12 protein-coding genes are annotated in these 14,441 nt (G+C 47.6%); 10 read left to right on the top strand and 2 right to left on the bottom strand.

The genetic code is table 11. From position 1 onward, the window contains the following. Positions 1–752 precede the first annotated feature (752 nt). The 7 genes from LUCIF_RS02215 to LUCIF_RS02185 all read left to right on the top strand — a co-directional run bounded on the left by LUCIF_RS02215 (position 753) and on the right by LUCIF_RS02185 (position 8,290). Positions 753–1,805, top strand: coding sequence for a hypothetical protein (locus tag LUCIF_RS02215; RefSeq protein ID WP_122626243.1), 1,053 nt, complete (start codon positions 753–755; stop codon positions 1,803–1,805). Between the two features lie 453 nt (positions 1,806–2,258). Next, on the top strand, positions 2,259–3,863 hold the full coding sequence (locus LUCIF_RS02210) for a peptide ABC transporter substrate-binding protein (RefSeq protein WP_122626242.1): 1,605 nt from the start codon (positions 2,259–2,261) through the stop codon (positions 3,861–3,863). Between the two features lie 72 nt (positions 3,864–3,935). Beyond that, positions 3,936–4,868, top strand: coding sequence for an ABC transporter permease (locus LUCIF_RS02205; RefSeq protein ID WP_122626241.1), 933 nt, complete (start codon positions 3,936–3,938; stop codon positions 4,866–4,868). Between the two features lie 9 nt (positions 4,869–4,877). Next, entirely contained in the window at positions 4,878–5,783 is a 906-nt protein-coding gene (locus tag LUCIF_RS02200; protein WP_442404494.1) for an ABC transporter permease, read from the top strand. A gap of 12 nt (positions 5,784–5,795) precedes the next feature. Continuing rightward, entirely contained in the window at positions 5,796–6,803 is a 1,008-nt protein-coding gene (locus tag LUCIF_RS02195) for an ABC transporter ATP-binding protein (RefSeq protein WP_122626239.1), read from the top strand. Beyond that, complete coding sequence (locus LUCIF_RS02190; protein WP_122626238.1) at positions 6,800–7,774, top strand: ABC transporter ATP-binding protein; 975 nt, start codon at positions 6,800–6,802, stop codon at positions 7,772–7,774. The genes LUCIF_RS02195 and LUCIF_RS02190 overlap by 4 nt, the downstream gene beginning before the upstream one ends. Before the next feature lie 210 nt (positions 7,775–7,984). Next, on the top strand, positions 7,985–8,290 hold the full coding sequence (locus LUCIF_RS02185) for a carbohydrate-binding protein (protein WP_122626237.1): 306 nt from the start codon (positions 7,985–7,987) through the stop codon (positions 8,288–8,290). Between the two features lie 393 nt (positions 8,291–8,683). On the opposite strand, the gene LUCIF_RS02180 is transcribed toward LUCIF_RS02185, so the two are convergent. Beyond that, positions 8,684–9,997: an amidohydrolase gene (locus LUCIF_RS02180; protein WP_122626236.1), complete on the bottom strand. Its 1,314-nt coding sequence runs from the start codon at positions 9,995–9,997 to the stop codon at positions 8,684–8,686. 379 nt (positions 9,998–10,376) lie between these two features. After that, positions 10,377–10,613 carry a hypothetical protein gene (locus LUCIF_RS02175; protein ID WP_122626235.1) on the bottom strand — a complete coding sequence of 79 codons (237 nt, stop codon included), beginning with the start codon at positions 10,611–10,613 and terminating at the stop codon, positions 10,377–10,379. Between the two features lie 213 nt (positions 10,614–10,826). On the opposite strand from LUCIF_RS02175, the gene LUCIF_RS02170 reads away from it, so the two are divergent. The 3 genes from LUCIF_RS02170 to LUCIF_RS02160 all read left to right on the top strand — a co-directional run bounded on the left by LUCIF_RS02170 (position 10,827) and on the right by LUCIF_RS02160 (position 14,304). Continuing rightward, on the top strand, positions 10,827–11,873 hold the full coding sequence (locus tag LUCIF_RS02170; RefSeq protein ID WP_122626234.1) for a LacI family DNA-binding transcriptional regulator: 1,047 nt from the start codon (positions 10,827–10,829) through the stop codon (positions 11,871–11,873). A 376-nt stretch (positions 11,874–12,249) separates the two neighbouring features. After that, positions 12,250–13,236 (top strand): sugar ABC transporter substrate-binding protein, encoded by a 987-nt coding sequence (locus LUCIF_RS02165; protein WP_122626233.1) that lies wholly within the window; start codon positions 12,250–12,252, stop codon positions 13,234–13,236. A 51-nt stretch (positions 13,237–13,287) separates the two neighbouring features. Beyond that, positions 13,288–14,304, top strand: coding sequence for a Gfo/Idh/MocA family protein (locus LUCIF_RS02160; RefSeq protein WP_122626232.1), 1,017 nt, complete (start codon positions 13,288–13,290; stop codon positions 14,302–14,304). Positions 14,305–14,441: the final 137 nt, after the last annotated feature.

Raw genomic sequence — 14,441 nt, 5'->3', positions numbered from 1 at the left:
GCCGACCTATTATGTTCCGTGTCGGCGATTACCCCCTGGCTGCTTTCCCTTACCCTGCTCTATTTTCTGTTGACGGCCTACCAGGACTAGCTTAGCTTAATCGGGCCGATCCGCCTTATTCTCTTAGTAACAGTAATAACACATTTACCGGCCTAAGCATACGATATAATAGCCTGAATCTGTTAACTACGAATAAGGAGGAATCACAATGGATTTTCGCGGTAACAGTTGGTGGATCTGGATTATCATCATCATTATTATTCTTCTCTTTTGGTTTGGGGGAGAAAATACCTTCTCGTCGTCCTCCTCCGGATTCTGCTGAAAAAAATGGGATTCCCGGAATAAGCCCCTGTGCAAGCCAAAATATAAATAAAAATCTCTGCAAAGTTGCAGAGATTTTTATTTATATTTTAACAGTAAATTACCATTAACCATAAATGGTATAAATTTACAAATTATTGTTGATCAATTTATACTAGTATGTTATATTAATAACTGTGATTTACCATTTTTTACCATAAACTATTTTAGCAATGACGCTTAAAGGTTAAAAATTTACCCTTTAAGCTATTTTATTATTCATGCTAAATCAATGTAACCGGCCCGATTTACAATTACTAAAATGTAACCCGGCTTTTACTCACCATGGTTACCGGAAAGCCGGGAAGATACGGGAAGGAGGTGGATTCATTATATGCTTTCATGTTCAGCCCAGTATGTTTAACTAAAATATAGAGATGGAGGACTAGCCAATGAAAAAAAAGATATTGATAGCGCTCACAGCAAGTTTAATTATATCGGCAGTAAATACCGCATTCGCGGCGGAAGATCCCGACCAAAGCATTAAAATAGACGGGAGTCTTTATACACAATGGCGTTCACAGCGGGACAGCGACCTTAGCAGCGGACATCCGGATTATACAAGAAACGGCTTCAAAGCTCTCCTTACTTTGAATGCAGAGGCGTCATTGAATAAGAATATGGATGTCTATGCCCGCGCGACCTATGAAACGCTTCAACATGACTGGGGTACTTTTATGGCCGACTATATAGACAATAACTCCCAGGAAAGTGCTGCTGTCGACGCCTACGGAGTAAAGTATAAAAATGCCGGCTTTACCTATACTCTCGGCAAGCAATACCTGACTATCGGCCAAGGTCTAATCTATGACTGCAACGGTTATATCGGCAGGCATTCCGCCCCGTATGCAGTTAATATCACCGGAAAAGTCGGCGCGACCGACATCAGCATAATGGCCGCTAAGACCGATTATCAGGACGGCCTGAAAAATGATACGTTTTATGCTCTGCAGGGAAGCACAGACCTCAGTCCAAAATTAAACATGGGTGCGATGTTTGCCCATGTCTCTTATGGGGACAGCACCGTGGCGGAGTACTCCTTACCCAAAAGAAACGTTAATTTTTATAGCGGCTACGGAACTTACAAACTATCGGACAAAGCCGCCATTTCCGCCGAATTTTCCCATGCCAGCTCAGCATCTGATAATAATGGCTTTCAGACAACTGTAAGCTATAAACTGGACGGGAAAAATTCTTTGGCGGCCGGCTATTATTATATCGAAGATCAAGCAGGCATCATTGATTACAATATTGCTGCGATGACAACAGGCCTTAATAGCAATGCCAAAGGCTATTTGGTGTCTTATACTCATCAACTTAATAAAAATATTAAATTCTCCGTTGCTGATTTTAACTACCAAAAAATTAACGATACCAGTGTCGGCGATAGCGGAGCGACAGGAGACAGAAACAGATTTTACACTACCATGACAGTAACATTTTAACCGGGACTGGCGGTCTGTTTTTTGGCATCACGGGTCGATGCCTATTTTTTTGTTTGAAAACTATGTTTCGTTAATAATTATACAAAACAGGAAAATTTTACCTGTTCCATAACGGCAGCGCTATTGTAATGTCCAATCCACAAAATTGTCTAACATAAAAACACAAATCATCGCCTTATATCTCCTCAACGGACTCAAGAACTCTTTTCGCTGTATAAAAAAACAAATATCTTCCAGATGCTGACACGGCAGGTATTTGGCGCATAAAACCCGAATTATATTTTTTATTTAAGAAAACCCGAAGGGTTTTTAAATGGAAAGAAAGTATTTTACTTTTCGGCTTTCTTAAGAAGAATGTGTTATTTGGAAACAATCCGAAAAGTTATACTTTCTGATCCCACAAAAAAGACCCAAAGGGGTCTTTAAGATCCAAAAAAATAAGGAGGAGAGGTAATGAATTGGAAAAAGGGGATGGCCCTGCTGCTGATTATAGCCCTGTCCGGCTTCCTGGCGGCGGGCTGCGGCAGTTCCGCCGGCACGAAAGAACAGGCCCTTCGCATCGAGGTCGGCGGCGAGCCGGAAAGTCTTGATCCGGCCAAAGTCACCGGCGTGCCGGAGTCCAATTATCAACTGGCACTATTTGAAGGGCTGACGGCGCTGAATGACAAAGATATGCCTGTACCGGCGGCGGCCGAAAAGTGGGAAATTTCGCCAGACGGGTTAAAATATATTTTCCATATCCGTCCCAATGCCAAATGGTCCAACGGCGACCCGGTAACAGCCCAGGATTTTGAGTTTGCCTGGAAGCGGCTCTTAAATCCGGCCACGGCGGCGCAATACGCTTATATGCTGTACCCCATCAAAAATGCTGAGGCTTACAACAACAACAAGGCTACGGCCGACCAGGTCGGTGTAAAGGCTCTGGACGACAAAACCCTGGAAGTGACCCTGGAAAAACCGACAGCTTACTTCCTGGCTGTGGTAGCCCACAATTCGACCTACCCGGTGGACAAAAAAGTCGTGGAAGCCGACGGCGACAACTGGGCCAATAATGTAAAAACCTTTGTCGGCAACGGCCCCTTCAAACTGGTCAACTGGGTCCATAACAGCAAACTGGAAATGGTCAAAAACGACCAGTACTGGGACAAAGATAAAGTGAAACTGAACAAACTGGAATGGGACTTGGTGGAGGTCACTACGACGGGTCTGTCCATGTTTGAAAATAATCAACTCGATTTTATGTGGGATCCGCCCATGACGGAAGTTCCCCGTCTGCAAAAGGAAGGCAAATTTAAGCTGGGCAAATACCTGGGCACCTACTATTACGAGTTTAATAACCGCAAGGCCCCCTTTGACAACCCCAAGGTCCGCAAAGCCTTTGCCCTGGCCATTGACCGGAATGCTATTACCAAGGATATTCTGAAAGGCACTGCCACGCCGGCCACCGCCTGGATCCCGCCGGGATTCACCGACCCGCTTACCGACAAGGATTTCCGGGAAGAACAAGGCGCTCTTTTCCAAACGGATGTGGCCCAGGCGAAAAAATTGCTGGCCGAGGCCGGTTATCCGGACGGTCAGGGCCTGCCGCCCATTACGCTCATCTATAATACCAATGACAATAACAAAGCCATTGCCGAAGCCGTTCAGGAAATGTGGAGAAAGAACCTGGGCGTAACGGTAACTATTCAAAACCAGGAATGGAAAGTATTCCTGGAAAACCGTAGAGCCGGCAATTTCCAGGTGGCCCGCGCCGGCTGGATCGGCGACTATACGGACCCTATGACCTTCGGCGATTACTTTCTTTCCTATGGCGGCAACAACTGGGGCAAGTATGACAATCCGGCCTATGACAAGCTGATTGAAGCCGCCCAGGTAAGCAACGACCAGAAATTGCGCATGCAGAATATGCATGAGGCGGAAAAAATTCTGATCGACGACATGGGTGTGGCGCCCATTTATTTTTACAATTACAACTATTGTGTCAAACCGTATGTCAAAGGCCTTGTCCTGTCGGCCACCGGCCGGGTCAACGTCAAGGAAGCCTACATCCAAAAATAAACGCAATACGGCGGCGAAGAGGTATACGGGGTCGTATACCTCTTCTGTTCCGGCGCGGAAAGGAGCGAAGCCATGCTGAAATATACATTGAAACATCTTGTCAGCGCCTTTTTGGTTCTACTCGTCATTATTACCATCACCTTTATCCTTATGCATGCCATTCCCGGAGGACCGTTTACGGGAGAAAAAGATCTTCCGCCGGCTATTTTAAAAAATATTCAGGACCGTTACCGGCTGAATGATCCCTTGTGGAAGCAATATACGGACTACCTGACTCATCTGGCTCACTGGGATTTTGGCCCTTCTTTCAAATATCAGGGCCGTACGGTCAACGACATTATCGGCGAAAGCTTCCCCGTATCCTTTGAATTAGGCATGATCAGTATTGCCATTTCCGTCATTATCGGCATCCCGGCCGGGGTTGTCGCCGCCTTGCGGCAAAATAAATGGCAAGATTACGCCACCATGTTTTTTGCCACCATCGGCGTAGCCGTGCCCAATTTTGTGATCGCTGCCGTTTTAATCTATTTCTTTGCCATTAAACTCGAACTGTTTCCCGCCGCCATGTGGGGCGGCCCGGAATATATGGTTCTGCCTTCCCTGGCCCTGGCCGGCATGCCTACGGCCTTCATTGCCCGGCTGACCCGTTCGAGTATGTTGGAAATTCTGGGACAGGATTATATTAAAACAGCCCGCTCCAAAGGATTGCCCGAATATCTTGTCATGTACCGGCACGCCGTAAAAAATGCCCTGATCCCGGTGGTCACCTACATCGGACCCATGGCCGCCGCCATCCTGACAGGCAGCTTCGTGGTGGAAACGATGTTTGCCATTCCCGGCCTGGGACGCTATTATGTGACCAGTATTTACAACCGGGATTATACCACCATCCTGGGTGTCACCATCTTTTACAGCATTCTGGTTGTCGGCCTTAATTTGGCCGTTGACTTAATCTATCCGCTGCTTGATCCCCGCATAAAGCTGGACGGAAAGAAGGAGGGATAAACGATGCAAATAAGTCCGGACCTGTTTCAGCCCGTTGTCCGCAGCGGTCCCGCCGACACCGTCGTCCGTCCCAGCACCACCTACTGGCAGGATGCCTGGCGGCGTCTGAAAAAAAATAAAATGGCCATGGCCGGTTTATATACCATCCTGGTAATTGCGCTCATTGCCGTGGCGGGGCCCTGGTTCAGCCATATATCCTACTCGGACCAGGATCTGGCTCTCGCCAATCATCCGCCTGACAGTCAACACTGGTTCGGCACCGATAATCTGGGCCGGGACCTTTTCATCCGCGTCCTGTATGGCGCCCGCATCTCACTCTCCATCGGCATTGTGGCCAGCTTAATCAATTTGACCATCGGCGTATTGTATGGCGGCATCGCCGGCTTTTTCGGCGGCCGCGTGGATAAGATCATGATGAATATCGTCGACGTTTTATATGGCATTCCGGTTTTACTGTACGTTATTTTATTAATGGTACTCTTAAAACCCGGTTTATCCAACATCTTTATAGCCCTGGGCATTGCCTACTGGCTCCGGATGGCGCGCATTGTGCGGGGTCAGATTCTGAGCCTCAAGGAACAAGAATATGTACTGGCGGCGCGAACCATCGGCGCCGGCAAATGGCGCATTTTGTTCCGTCATCTGCTCCCCAACAGCATGGGCCCCATTATCATTACTATGACGCTGGCCATCCCCGAGGCCATCTTCACCGAAGCCTTTTTAAGCTTTATCGGCCTGGGCGTGTCTGCTCCCATGGCCAGTTGGGGGGTTCTGGCCTCCGAAGGGGTTACCAGCCTGCGCTCCTATCCCTTCCAGCTGTTTTTCCCGGCCCTGGCTATCAGTATCACGATGCTGGCGTTTAACTTTCTGGGCGACGGTCTGCGCGACGCGCTGGATCCCCGCATGCGGCGATAAGGAGGAGTAGATATGACACCATTATTACAAATAGAAGATTTAGCCGTATCCTTTGACACCTACGCCGGGGAAGTCAAGGCCGTCCGCCAGGTCAGCTTTGATGTGCAACAGGGGGAAGCCGTGGGCATTGTCGGTGAATCGGGCTGCGGCAAAAGCGTGACGGCCCATTCGATCATGCGGTTGATTCCTACACCGCCCGGCCGGATTGTCCAAGGAAAAATCCTGTTTAACGGAGTAGATTTATTAAAAAAGTCGGCGAAAGAAATGGAAACGATTCGCGGCAATGAAATCGGCATGATCTTCCAAGACCCCATGACCTCTCTCAATCCGGTCTTAACCATCGGCCTGCAAATTGCCGAAGCGCTGCAACTGCATCAAAACCTGCCGCGTCAGGCTGCCTTGACGCGAGCCGTGGAACTGCTCCGGTTGGTGGGCATTCCCTGTCCCGAGGACCGGGTCCGGAACTACCCCCATCAATTCAGCGGCGGTATGCGCCAGCGGGCTATGATTGCCATGGCCCTGTCCTGCAACCCTAAACTGTTGATTGCCGACGAACCGACGACAGCCCTCGATGTTACTATTCAGGCTCAAATTCTGGATTTAATGAAAAATCTCAAATCCCAGTTTAACACATCCATTATCCTCATTTCCCACGACCTCGGGGTTGTGGCCGGTTTATGCCGTCGCATCGTCGTTATGTACGCGGGTACGGTGTGTGAGGCCGGTTCGATTCGCGATGTCTTTCATAACCCGCAGCATCCCTACACCTGGGGGTTGCTAAAATCAGTCCCCCGCCTGGACGCTCAGCAAAAGCAGCAATTGGCAGTCATTGACGGGCAGCCGCCCGACCTTTTGCAACCGCCGGCAGGCTGTCCCTTCCATCCTCGCTGCTCCTACGCGATGCAGGTTTGCACCGAAATGGACCCGCAAATTACCCAAATCAGCGAAGAGCACCGCGTCAAATGTTGGCTGCAACATCCTGGCGCACCCAAGGTATGGAGGGAGGCGGCTGGTTCATGAAACAGGAACCGATCCTAAAGGTTCGCAATCTAAAAAAATATTTTACCGCCGGCACGGATTTTCTGGGCCGCCCCACAGCCTATCTAAAAGCCGTCGACAATGTCAGTTTTGATATCTATCCCGGTGAAACCCTGGGACTCGTGGGAGAAAGCGGCTGCGGCAAATCGACAACAGGCCGGACGCTAATCCGCTTATATACCCCTACGGCCGGCGACATCATTTTTCAGGGAAAATCGCTAGCCACCGGCTTTGCGGAAAAAACACTGCGCCGGGAAATGCAGATGATTTTTCAGGACCCTTACGCATCGTTGAATCCGCGCATGACCGTAGGTGATATCATCGGCGAACCGCTGAATATCCACCGTCTGGCCGCCGGTTCGGAACGGACGGAACGAATTATCAGCCTGTTAAAACTGGTCGGCCTCAATCCCGAGCACGCCAACCGCTTCCCCCATGAATTCAGCGGGGGCCAGCGGCAACGCGTCGGCATCGCCCGCGCTTTGGCCGTAAATCCAAGCTTTATTATTTGCGACGAGCCCATCTCGGCCTTAGATGTTTCCATCCAGGCACAGGTTGTCAATCTATTGGAACAACTGCAGCGGGAACTGGGTCTGACTTATTTGTTTATTGCTCATGACCTGGCAATGGTCAAGCATATCAGCAACCGGGTTGCTGTCATGTACCTTGGCAAAATCGTGGAATTGGCCAAAACGGAAGAACTTTACACTCAACCCTTACACCCTTATACCCTGGCGCTTTTATCAGCCATTCCCATTCCGGATCCGTACATTGAGAGTAAGCGGGAACGAATCCGCCTGGAAGGAGATGTGCCCAATCCGGTGAATCCACCCTCGGGTTGCCGGTTCCGGACCCGGTGCTCTTATGCTATGGACCGTTGCGCCGAAGAGGAACCGATCCTGAAGGATTTAGGCAACGGCCACCTGGTTGCGTGCCATCTAAAAGATCACTGATGCGTCTTTCGGCCAACAGCCTGCTTACGAGAGTCTCGCAAGCAGGCTGCTTTCTTATGCATATTTGACTGGATTTTCTTAGTTTACAACGTTTAAAAATAAATCAAACTAAAATATTACACCGCATTTACCCCATATATTAACAGTCATGAACCCATAAAAAAAAGGACATCCTAAGTTATATCCTAATTATATAAAGGAGGTCATACTATGTTAACCAAAAATACCGACAAATACCAGAACCATGGCGTAATTCTTCACTCCGGTTCCAATAGGGTGCGGGTAGTCTATAACGGGCTGCTGGCTCAAAGCGGCGCCGAACACATCTACGCCCACACCGGCTTTGGCAATCACTGGTCCGAAACCTATGACCATCAGATGCTGAGAACGTCCCAGGGCTTCGAGGCTGACATCCCGGTAAACCATTCCACCACTCTCAATATGGCCTTTAAAGATTGCGCCAATAATTGGGATAACAACGCCGGTCACAATTACAGCTTTGAAATTTACCAATAATTAATATTCCCATAACAAACCTTTCGTTTATCCATTATATAATCAAATTGTAATGGTCATCCTCTCCATGGTCTTTAATTCTAACTGTCCCTTCTGATAGTAACTATCCATTTCTTTTCCCTGTTTTTACAGGGACTTTTTTTATGGAGAACTTTCTTCCTGCGCCATGAGCCGAAAGACTGCGCAGCGGTCTTTCTTATATAATTAACGAAATCTTAATCTGGTCTTAACACCCTGCGATCCGGTTTGCTGTATGATAAAAACAAGAAAATGAAAACGTCACATCCAAACCGGGTGTGTAACAATAAATCAGTTCCCCTTAGACACTATTACCTATTACCCCTTTAACCCCTTGTCTGCACAGGGGGATTTTTCTTTGCCGGCAAAAACCGGCTAGGTTTGTTTTATCCGTAAAAGATCGGCGGCGAATTCCCCTAATAAAGCAGTCGCTGTGACCAGCACTTCCTCGTCAAAATCAAACCGGCAATCGTGATGCCCTGCCGTCAGATCTGCCCCCACAGTCAAGTAAGCGGCCTTTCCGCCCCTTTGCCGGACTCGTTCCATAAAGCACGTGCAGTCTTCACTGCCGCCGATATTGGCGGCAGGTAAAACAGTTTCAAAAAAACGGCTTTTTTCAGCGATCCCTTGAAGACGCTCCACCAATTCCGGGTCATTGACACCACCGGCCGCGCCGCCCATTTCCTTCAGGCTTACCGTCACACCGTACATAGCGGCGGCAGCTTTTAAAATCCGCTCCGCTTCCTGGTACATATATTCGTTAATTTCAGTGGTAGTACCACGCGTCTCCAATTTCAACACCGCCTTCGCCGGCACAACATTACGGCCTGTCCCGGCCTGCAGGGCCCCGACATTAACCCGGGACGCTCCTTGGCTGTGGCGGGAAATAGCGTGCAGATTAAGCACTGCCGCCGCCGCGGCCAATAATGCGTTACGTCCGGTTTCCGGAGCCGCCCCGGCGTGAGCCGGAACACCCGTGTAAACGGCATCCAGTTTGCTCGTCGCCAAGAATCCTTCCGTACGGCAGGTCATGGTTCCACTTTTTTTGAGGCCCATCCCCAGATGCATACCAATCAAATAATCTACGTCATCAACAACACCGCGGGCAACCATGGCTTTGGCGCCCCGCACCCCTTCCTCGGCCGGCTGAAAAATCAACTTCACGCAGCCCTCCAGACTCTCCTTGGCAGCCGCTAAAATTTTCGCCAGCGCCAGCCCGATCGCGGTATGTCCATCATGGCCGCAGGCATGCATAGCGCCGTTATTAACGGAAGCAAACCCCGCTTGCCAAGGACGGTGGGGTTCATCGTCAGCCTCGACAATATCATTGGCATCCATGTCAAAACGAAAGGCTACTGTCGGCCCCGGCTGAGAAAATTTCATAACTCCCACAACCCCGGTTTGGCCACCGCTCATCCTGGACATCCATTCCGGCCTGGCCCCCTGAGACAACGCCCGTTTTTCCTGTATTGCCAATTCGGCCGCCGATGGAACTCCCATCCTGGCTTGAAAATCCATTACCTCTTTCCCGGCTAAAACCTCATATCCCAGTCCGGCTAATGTTTCCGCCACAATCGAAGCCGTCCTGAATTCGCTCCAGGCAACCTCGGCAAATTTATGAAAGTCCCGCCGGCACCGGATAAGAAATTCCCGCTGTGCCCGGGCCAGCTCCAACATTCTTCGGCTCATCCCGATCCCTCCGTTACATAGTAATCTCTCTTACCAATAGCATAATAAAAAAAAGTCCCTTAGCGCAAGGTATACGGCGGAAAAATCCGTCCGAATCTATTTCTACCGGCATAGTATTTTAAAGTCCGCTCAAACAGGTGAATCACCGGAATCAACATTTAACCAATTATCCGGCTTGCTCCGGTATAAACTAAATTGCCATGAAAATCATGCGTCAACGGCATTCAAAATCACTTCCCTGCAATTTCATTGCTGCCTACAGTATATGCGGCGGCCAGAGGAAATACCTATTAAAAAAGACCGGCAGTGCGGTCTTTTCGGAAAGATTCCTTATGTTTATGATTTATAATTTACGAGCATCATCCCTACGAGGTACTCTCTATTGCCACTCAAATTCCAGGGTTATAACTAATTCATCGTCATCCGGCCTGATGCTGTAATACGAACAATAGGAAAGAACTTTTTTCAGGGACCGGAACTGCTTGGGCGATTCTCCGACAATTTCAGGAACCCGAATGGTTACCAGTGCTTTATTATTGAAATTTTCCACAATGCTTACATTATTTGAAACCAGTTTAATACCGGCTAAAATACGGATAAAGGTTGCCCTTCTCATAACCGGCCCCTCCCCTTTTAACAATTTGATATTATGTTAATTATATCATAAATTGAGGCCTTTTTATATTGGAATGTAAGAAAAACCGCTAGCGTGCTTTTTCGGTAATTGGTAATAGGGAATTTTTACTTCCGGACTCTTTACAGTAAAAAAGAAATATCCTATACTTATTTTAAGCAAGCGTATGCATTAATTTTATAAAAGGACGAATATATGCCAATCACAACCAAAGACATTGCCAAACTCGCTAACGTAAGCCAGTCCACCGTGTCGCGCTGTCTAAATAACAGTCCGGTGATTTCGGAAAAAACAAAACAGCGCGTACTGAAAATTGCGCAGGAACAGGGCTTTCAATTTAATGCCAGTGCCCGGAGTTTAAGTACCAGTAAGACTCGTACTGTTGGGATCATCTGCCTTAAGCGAATGTTTGACCATGACCATGATGTGCATTATTTAGCCTGGCAGGATGCGCTGATTGAAAATTTAGAGCACTTGGAATATGATGTTATCATCTCTTTATTGAAAAACCGGTTTACCGGACAAAACAATATTCGCAAGTTAATAACCGCCAGAAAAATTGACGGTCTCATTATTTTACAACAGGAATTAGACACGGAAAGCATGGCTATCCTTGAGGAAGCCAACATCCCTTACATCTTCTGCAAATATCTGCCGACCCTATGCCGCACAAAAGATGTAGACTACGTGCACGTCGATCAGTTTAAGGGCGGCTATTTGGCGACCCAGCATTTGATTGACCTCGGACACAAACGAATACTGTGCATTTCCGCCAACGTTTCCGGCGGCGAATTTGAGCGCCGGACGGAAGGGTATAAGGCGGCTTTTCAGGATAATACTCTATCTTTTAGTTCGAATCCCGTTCTTTTTGGGGACGCTACCTTTCATTCCGGTTATCAATTAATCAAAGATAACCGGGATGCTTTAAAAGGGATTACGGCAATTTTCGGACAGAATGATTTAATGGCTTTAGGCGCAATCTCGGCGTTAAAGGAAATGCAGATTAACGTGCCCGAAGATATCGCCGTTGTCGGTTATGATAATGTTAAACTGTGCACCTATTTTCAGCCGTATCTGACTTCGATTCATCAACCTTTTGAAGAAGTTGCCCTGTTAACCTGTAAGCGCCTGATTGAATCTCTGACCTGTGGGCAATCATCTGTTAAACAAAGACTGGCAGTCCAGCCAAAGCTGATTATTAGAGAATCATGCGGTAGCAAAAAAAAACCAAGGGGTCTTTAAGTGGAAGAAAAGTCAATCCTTGGTTTTTAAATGTCCGCTTATGCATACGCTTGCATAAATATCGTTTTTTTCTGATGAATATAAATGATTACCTCCATACAGGTCAGAAAATCGCCATATATTTACAAGATTACAACATTTCTATACTAATAACCGTAAATGCATACGCTTGCACAAATCTATAAAATCTGTCAAGCCTAAACTTAACAATATTTATAGATTTGCTATGTTTCCCGCATTTCGCATCCTGAACTAGAATAACAGAGGACTGCGAAAAGTAGGATATAAATCCGACAGAGTTAGGGGTGAAAGCAAAAAAACTTTATACGCCGAGCACCGTTAATTTCCTATTAATTAAAAAAGGAGAGAAATTTGGATGAAAAAAGGGTTCACTGTACTGGTATGTTTACTGGTTACCATTTCCTTACTTCTGACAGGTTGCGGCGGTTCTCAGGAAAATCAACCAACTCACTCCAAAAAAGTTCCGGAAAAAACGAGAATAGGGGTTGTCGTAAAGGCTCTAAACAGCGATTACTGGAAACTGGTAGAATACGGAGCAAAGCAGGCGGGCGAAAAACTTGGCCTTGATGTCACTGTAATTGGCCCGAATTCCGAAACGGATGTAACCGGTCAGATCGCGATGATCGAAGACCAAATTGCCAAAAGGGTAAATGCTTTAGTCATTGCTACCTCCCAGCCGTCCAGTGCCATTCCGGTTCTCAACAAGGCAAAATCCGCCAAAATACCGGTAGTACTTGTGGATACGGATATTCCCTGGGATTCTAAAGTTTCTTATGTAGGTACTGAGAGCTTTTTAGGGGGCAAAGATGCCGGCAACTATTTGGCAAAAAAACTGCCTAAGGGCTCTAGAGTTGTCATTCTGGGAGGCAACGTGGGCGACCCGAATATGGATACCCGGGTTAACGGCTGCAAAGAAGCCTTAAAGGAAAATGAATTAGAAATTACAACAGTTCAGCCCGCTAATAGTGACCGCGCCATGGCCTTAACGGTTATGGAAAATATTATACAAAGCAAGAAAGAGTTTGAAGCCGTTTTTGCGGCAAACGATGAAATGGCGTTAGGTGCTATCAAAGCGCTGGAAGCAGCTAATATCCATGTTCCCGTAGTTGGTTTTGACGCCAGTCCCGACGCCTTGCGGGCAATCAAAGCAGGCCAGTTGGATGCGTCGGTTGCCCAGGACGCCATTAAAATGGGGTATTTAAGCGTTGAATCTGCCATGAAGGCGGCGAAAGGAGAACCGGTTGAAAAACGGATTAATACCGGCACTAAAGTAATTAATAAAGATAATGTTGACCAAAAGATCGACGAATTAAGTAAAGCTCTTGGCAGAAGTATTTTGTAGCCAGTAGGTTCTTGCCGATAATGGCACAGAAAAATAGAGAGGAGCTTATTTATGAAAAAGATTCGAATCGGTACGGTGGGATTAGGCCGGTTAGGCCGGCGTCACGCCGAAAATATTGCGTTCCGGCTTCCCAGCGCGGAACTAACTGCCGTCTGCAGCATTATCCCGGCGGAAGTGGATGCAGTCCAACAAGAATGGGGCATTCCCTACGGCTATAATGACTTTGCCGAAATGCTCAAAAACCAGGATTTAGACGCTATCAGTATTTGTTCTTCTTCAACCGAGCACTGCCGGCAGATTGCCCAGGCGTTAGAAGCCGGTTTTCATGTATTCAGTGAAAAACCGCTGGGAATCGGGATGGAAGAAGTGCTATCGGCCAGGCAGATCGTGGAAAAATATCCCGGCCAAATCTTTCAGCTTGGATTTATGCGGCGCTTTGATCCCTCCTATGTCTATGCTAAAAGAAAAATCGAAGCGGGTTATATCGGCAAACCGGTGCTTATCCGCTGTTATGGCATCGATCCGGTCAGTGCAATTGACGGAGCCATTGCCTTTGCGGCAAAGAGCGGCGGCCTTTTCCTGGACATGGCCATCCACGATTTCGACCTGTCCAGGTGGCTGCTGGCTGCCGAGGCCAAAAGCGTCTATGCGGTCGGCGCCTGCTTTGAGTATAAAGAATTTGCCAAATACGGCGATGTGGATAATGGCGCCGCCATGCTTCAATTTCAAAACGGGGCCATGGGTTTATTTTATGCGGGGCGGATGTGCGCCCACGGCTATCATGTCGAAACGGAGGTGATTGGCACCAGAGGCTCCCTGCGGATTGGCACCGTTCCTTATAAGAATCTGGTTACCCTTGCCAATGAAAATGGCGTAACCAATGAATGTGTGGGCGGATTTTTAGAACGGTTTGAAACTGCCTACCTGAACGAAATGGAGCACTTTGTAAATTGCATTTTGACGGATAAAAAGCCGGGCGTCGGTGTAATTGACGGTGTTCAATCCACGGCAATGGCCTATGCCGCGACGGAGTCCTTCCATACCGGCAAAGTAGTATATTTAGATTAAACAGGAGGGTTCGTCTCCACCGGTCGGCAATAAAGTTCCTTGTCCGAGAAATCACAACTAATAATTCAGGTCCTAAAGGGGAATATTTTTACTGTCGCCTTTTTCGCAGTACAAAAATTTTCTTATTACTTTTCAAT

Source organism: Allolucifera butyrica (assembly GCF_900476375.1).
In the GTDB taxonomy this organism is placed as follows: Bacteria; Bacillota; Negativicutes; order Sporomusales; family UPPP01; genus Lucifera; species Lucifera butyrica.
Note: the sequence above shows the minus strand (reverse complement) of the source record. Positions and strands in the feature narration are given on the sequence as shown.

Excerpts from the sequence above, each read along its gene's own strand:
- LUCIF_RS02215 (WP_122626243.1), top strand. The coding sequence starts at position 753 with ATGAAAAAAAAGATATTGATAGCGCTCACAGCAAGTTTAATTATATCG.
- LUCIF_RS02210 (WP_122626242.1), top strand. The coding sequence starts at position 2,259 with ATGAATTGGAAAAAGGGGATGGCCCTGCTGCTGATTATAGCCCTGTCC.
- LUCIF_RS02205 (WP_122626241.1), top strand. The coding sequence starts at position 3,936 with ATGCTGAAATATACATTGAAACATCTTGTCAGCGCCTTTTTGGTTCTA.
- LUCIF_RS02195 (WP_122626239.1), top strand. The coding sequence starts at position 5,796 with ATGACACCATTATTACAAATAGAAGATTTAGCCGTATCCTTTGACACC.
- LUCIF_RS02190 (WP_122626238.1), top strand. The coding sequence starts at position 6,800 with ATGAAACAGGAACCGATCCTAAAGGTTCGCAATCTAAAAAAATATTTT.
- LUCIF_RS02185 (WP_122626237.1), top strand. The coding sequence starts at position 7,985 with ATGTTAACCAAAAATACCGACAAATACCAGAACCATGGCGTAATTCTT.
- LUCIF_RS02180 (WP_122626236.1), bottom strand. The coding sequence starts at position 9,997 with ATGAGCCGAAGAATGTTGGAGCTGGCCCGGGCACAGCGGGAATTTCTT.
- LUCIF_RS02175 (WP_122626235.1), bottom strand. The coding sequence starts at position 10,613 with ATGAGAAGGGCAACCTTTATCCGTATTTTAGCCGGTATTAAACTGGTT.
- LUCIF_RS02170 (WP_122626234.1), top strand. The coding sequence starts at position 10,827 with ATGCCAATCACAACCAAAGACATTGCCAAACTCGCTAACGTAAGCCAG.
- LUCIF_RS02165 (WP_122626233.1), top strand. The coding sequence starts at position 12,250 with ATGAAAAAAGGGTTCACTGTACTGGTATGTTTACTGGTTACCATTTCC.
- LUCIF_RS02160 (WP_122626232.1), top strand. The coding sequence starts at position 13,288 with ATGAAAAAGATTCGAATCGGTACGGTGGGATTAGGCCGGTTAGGCCGG.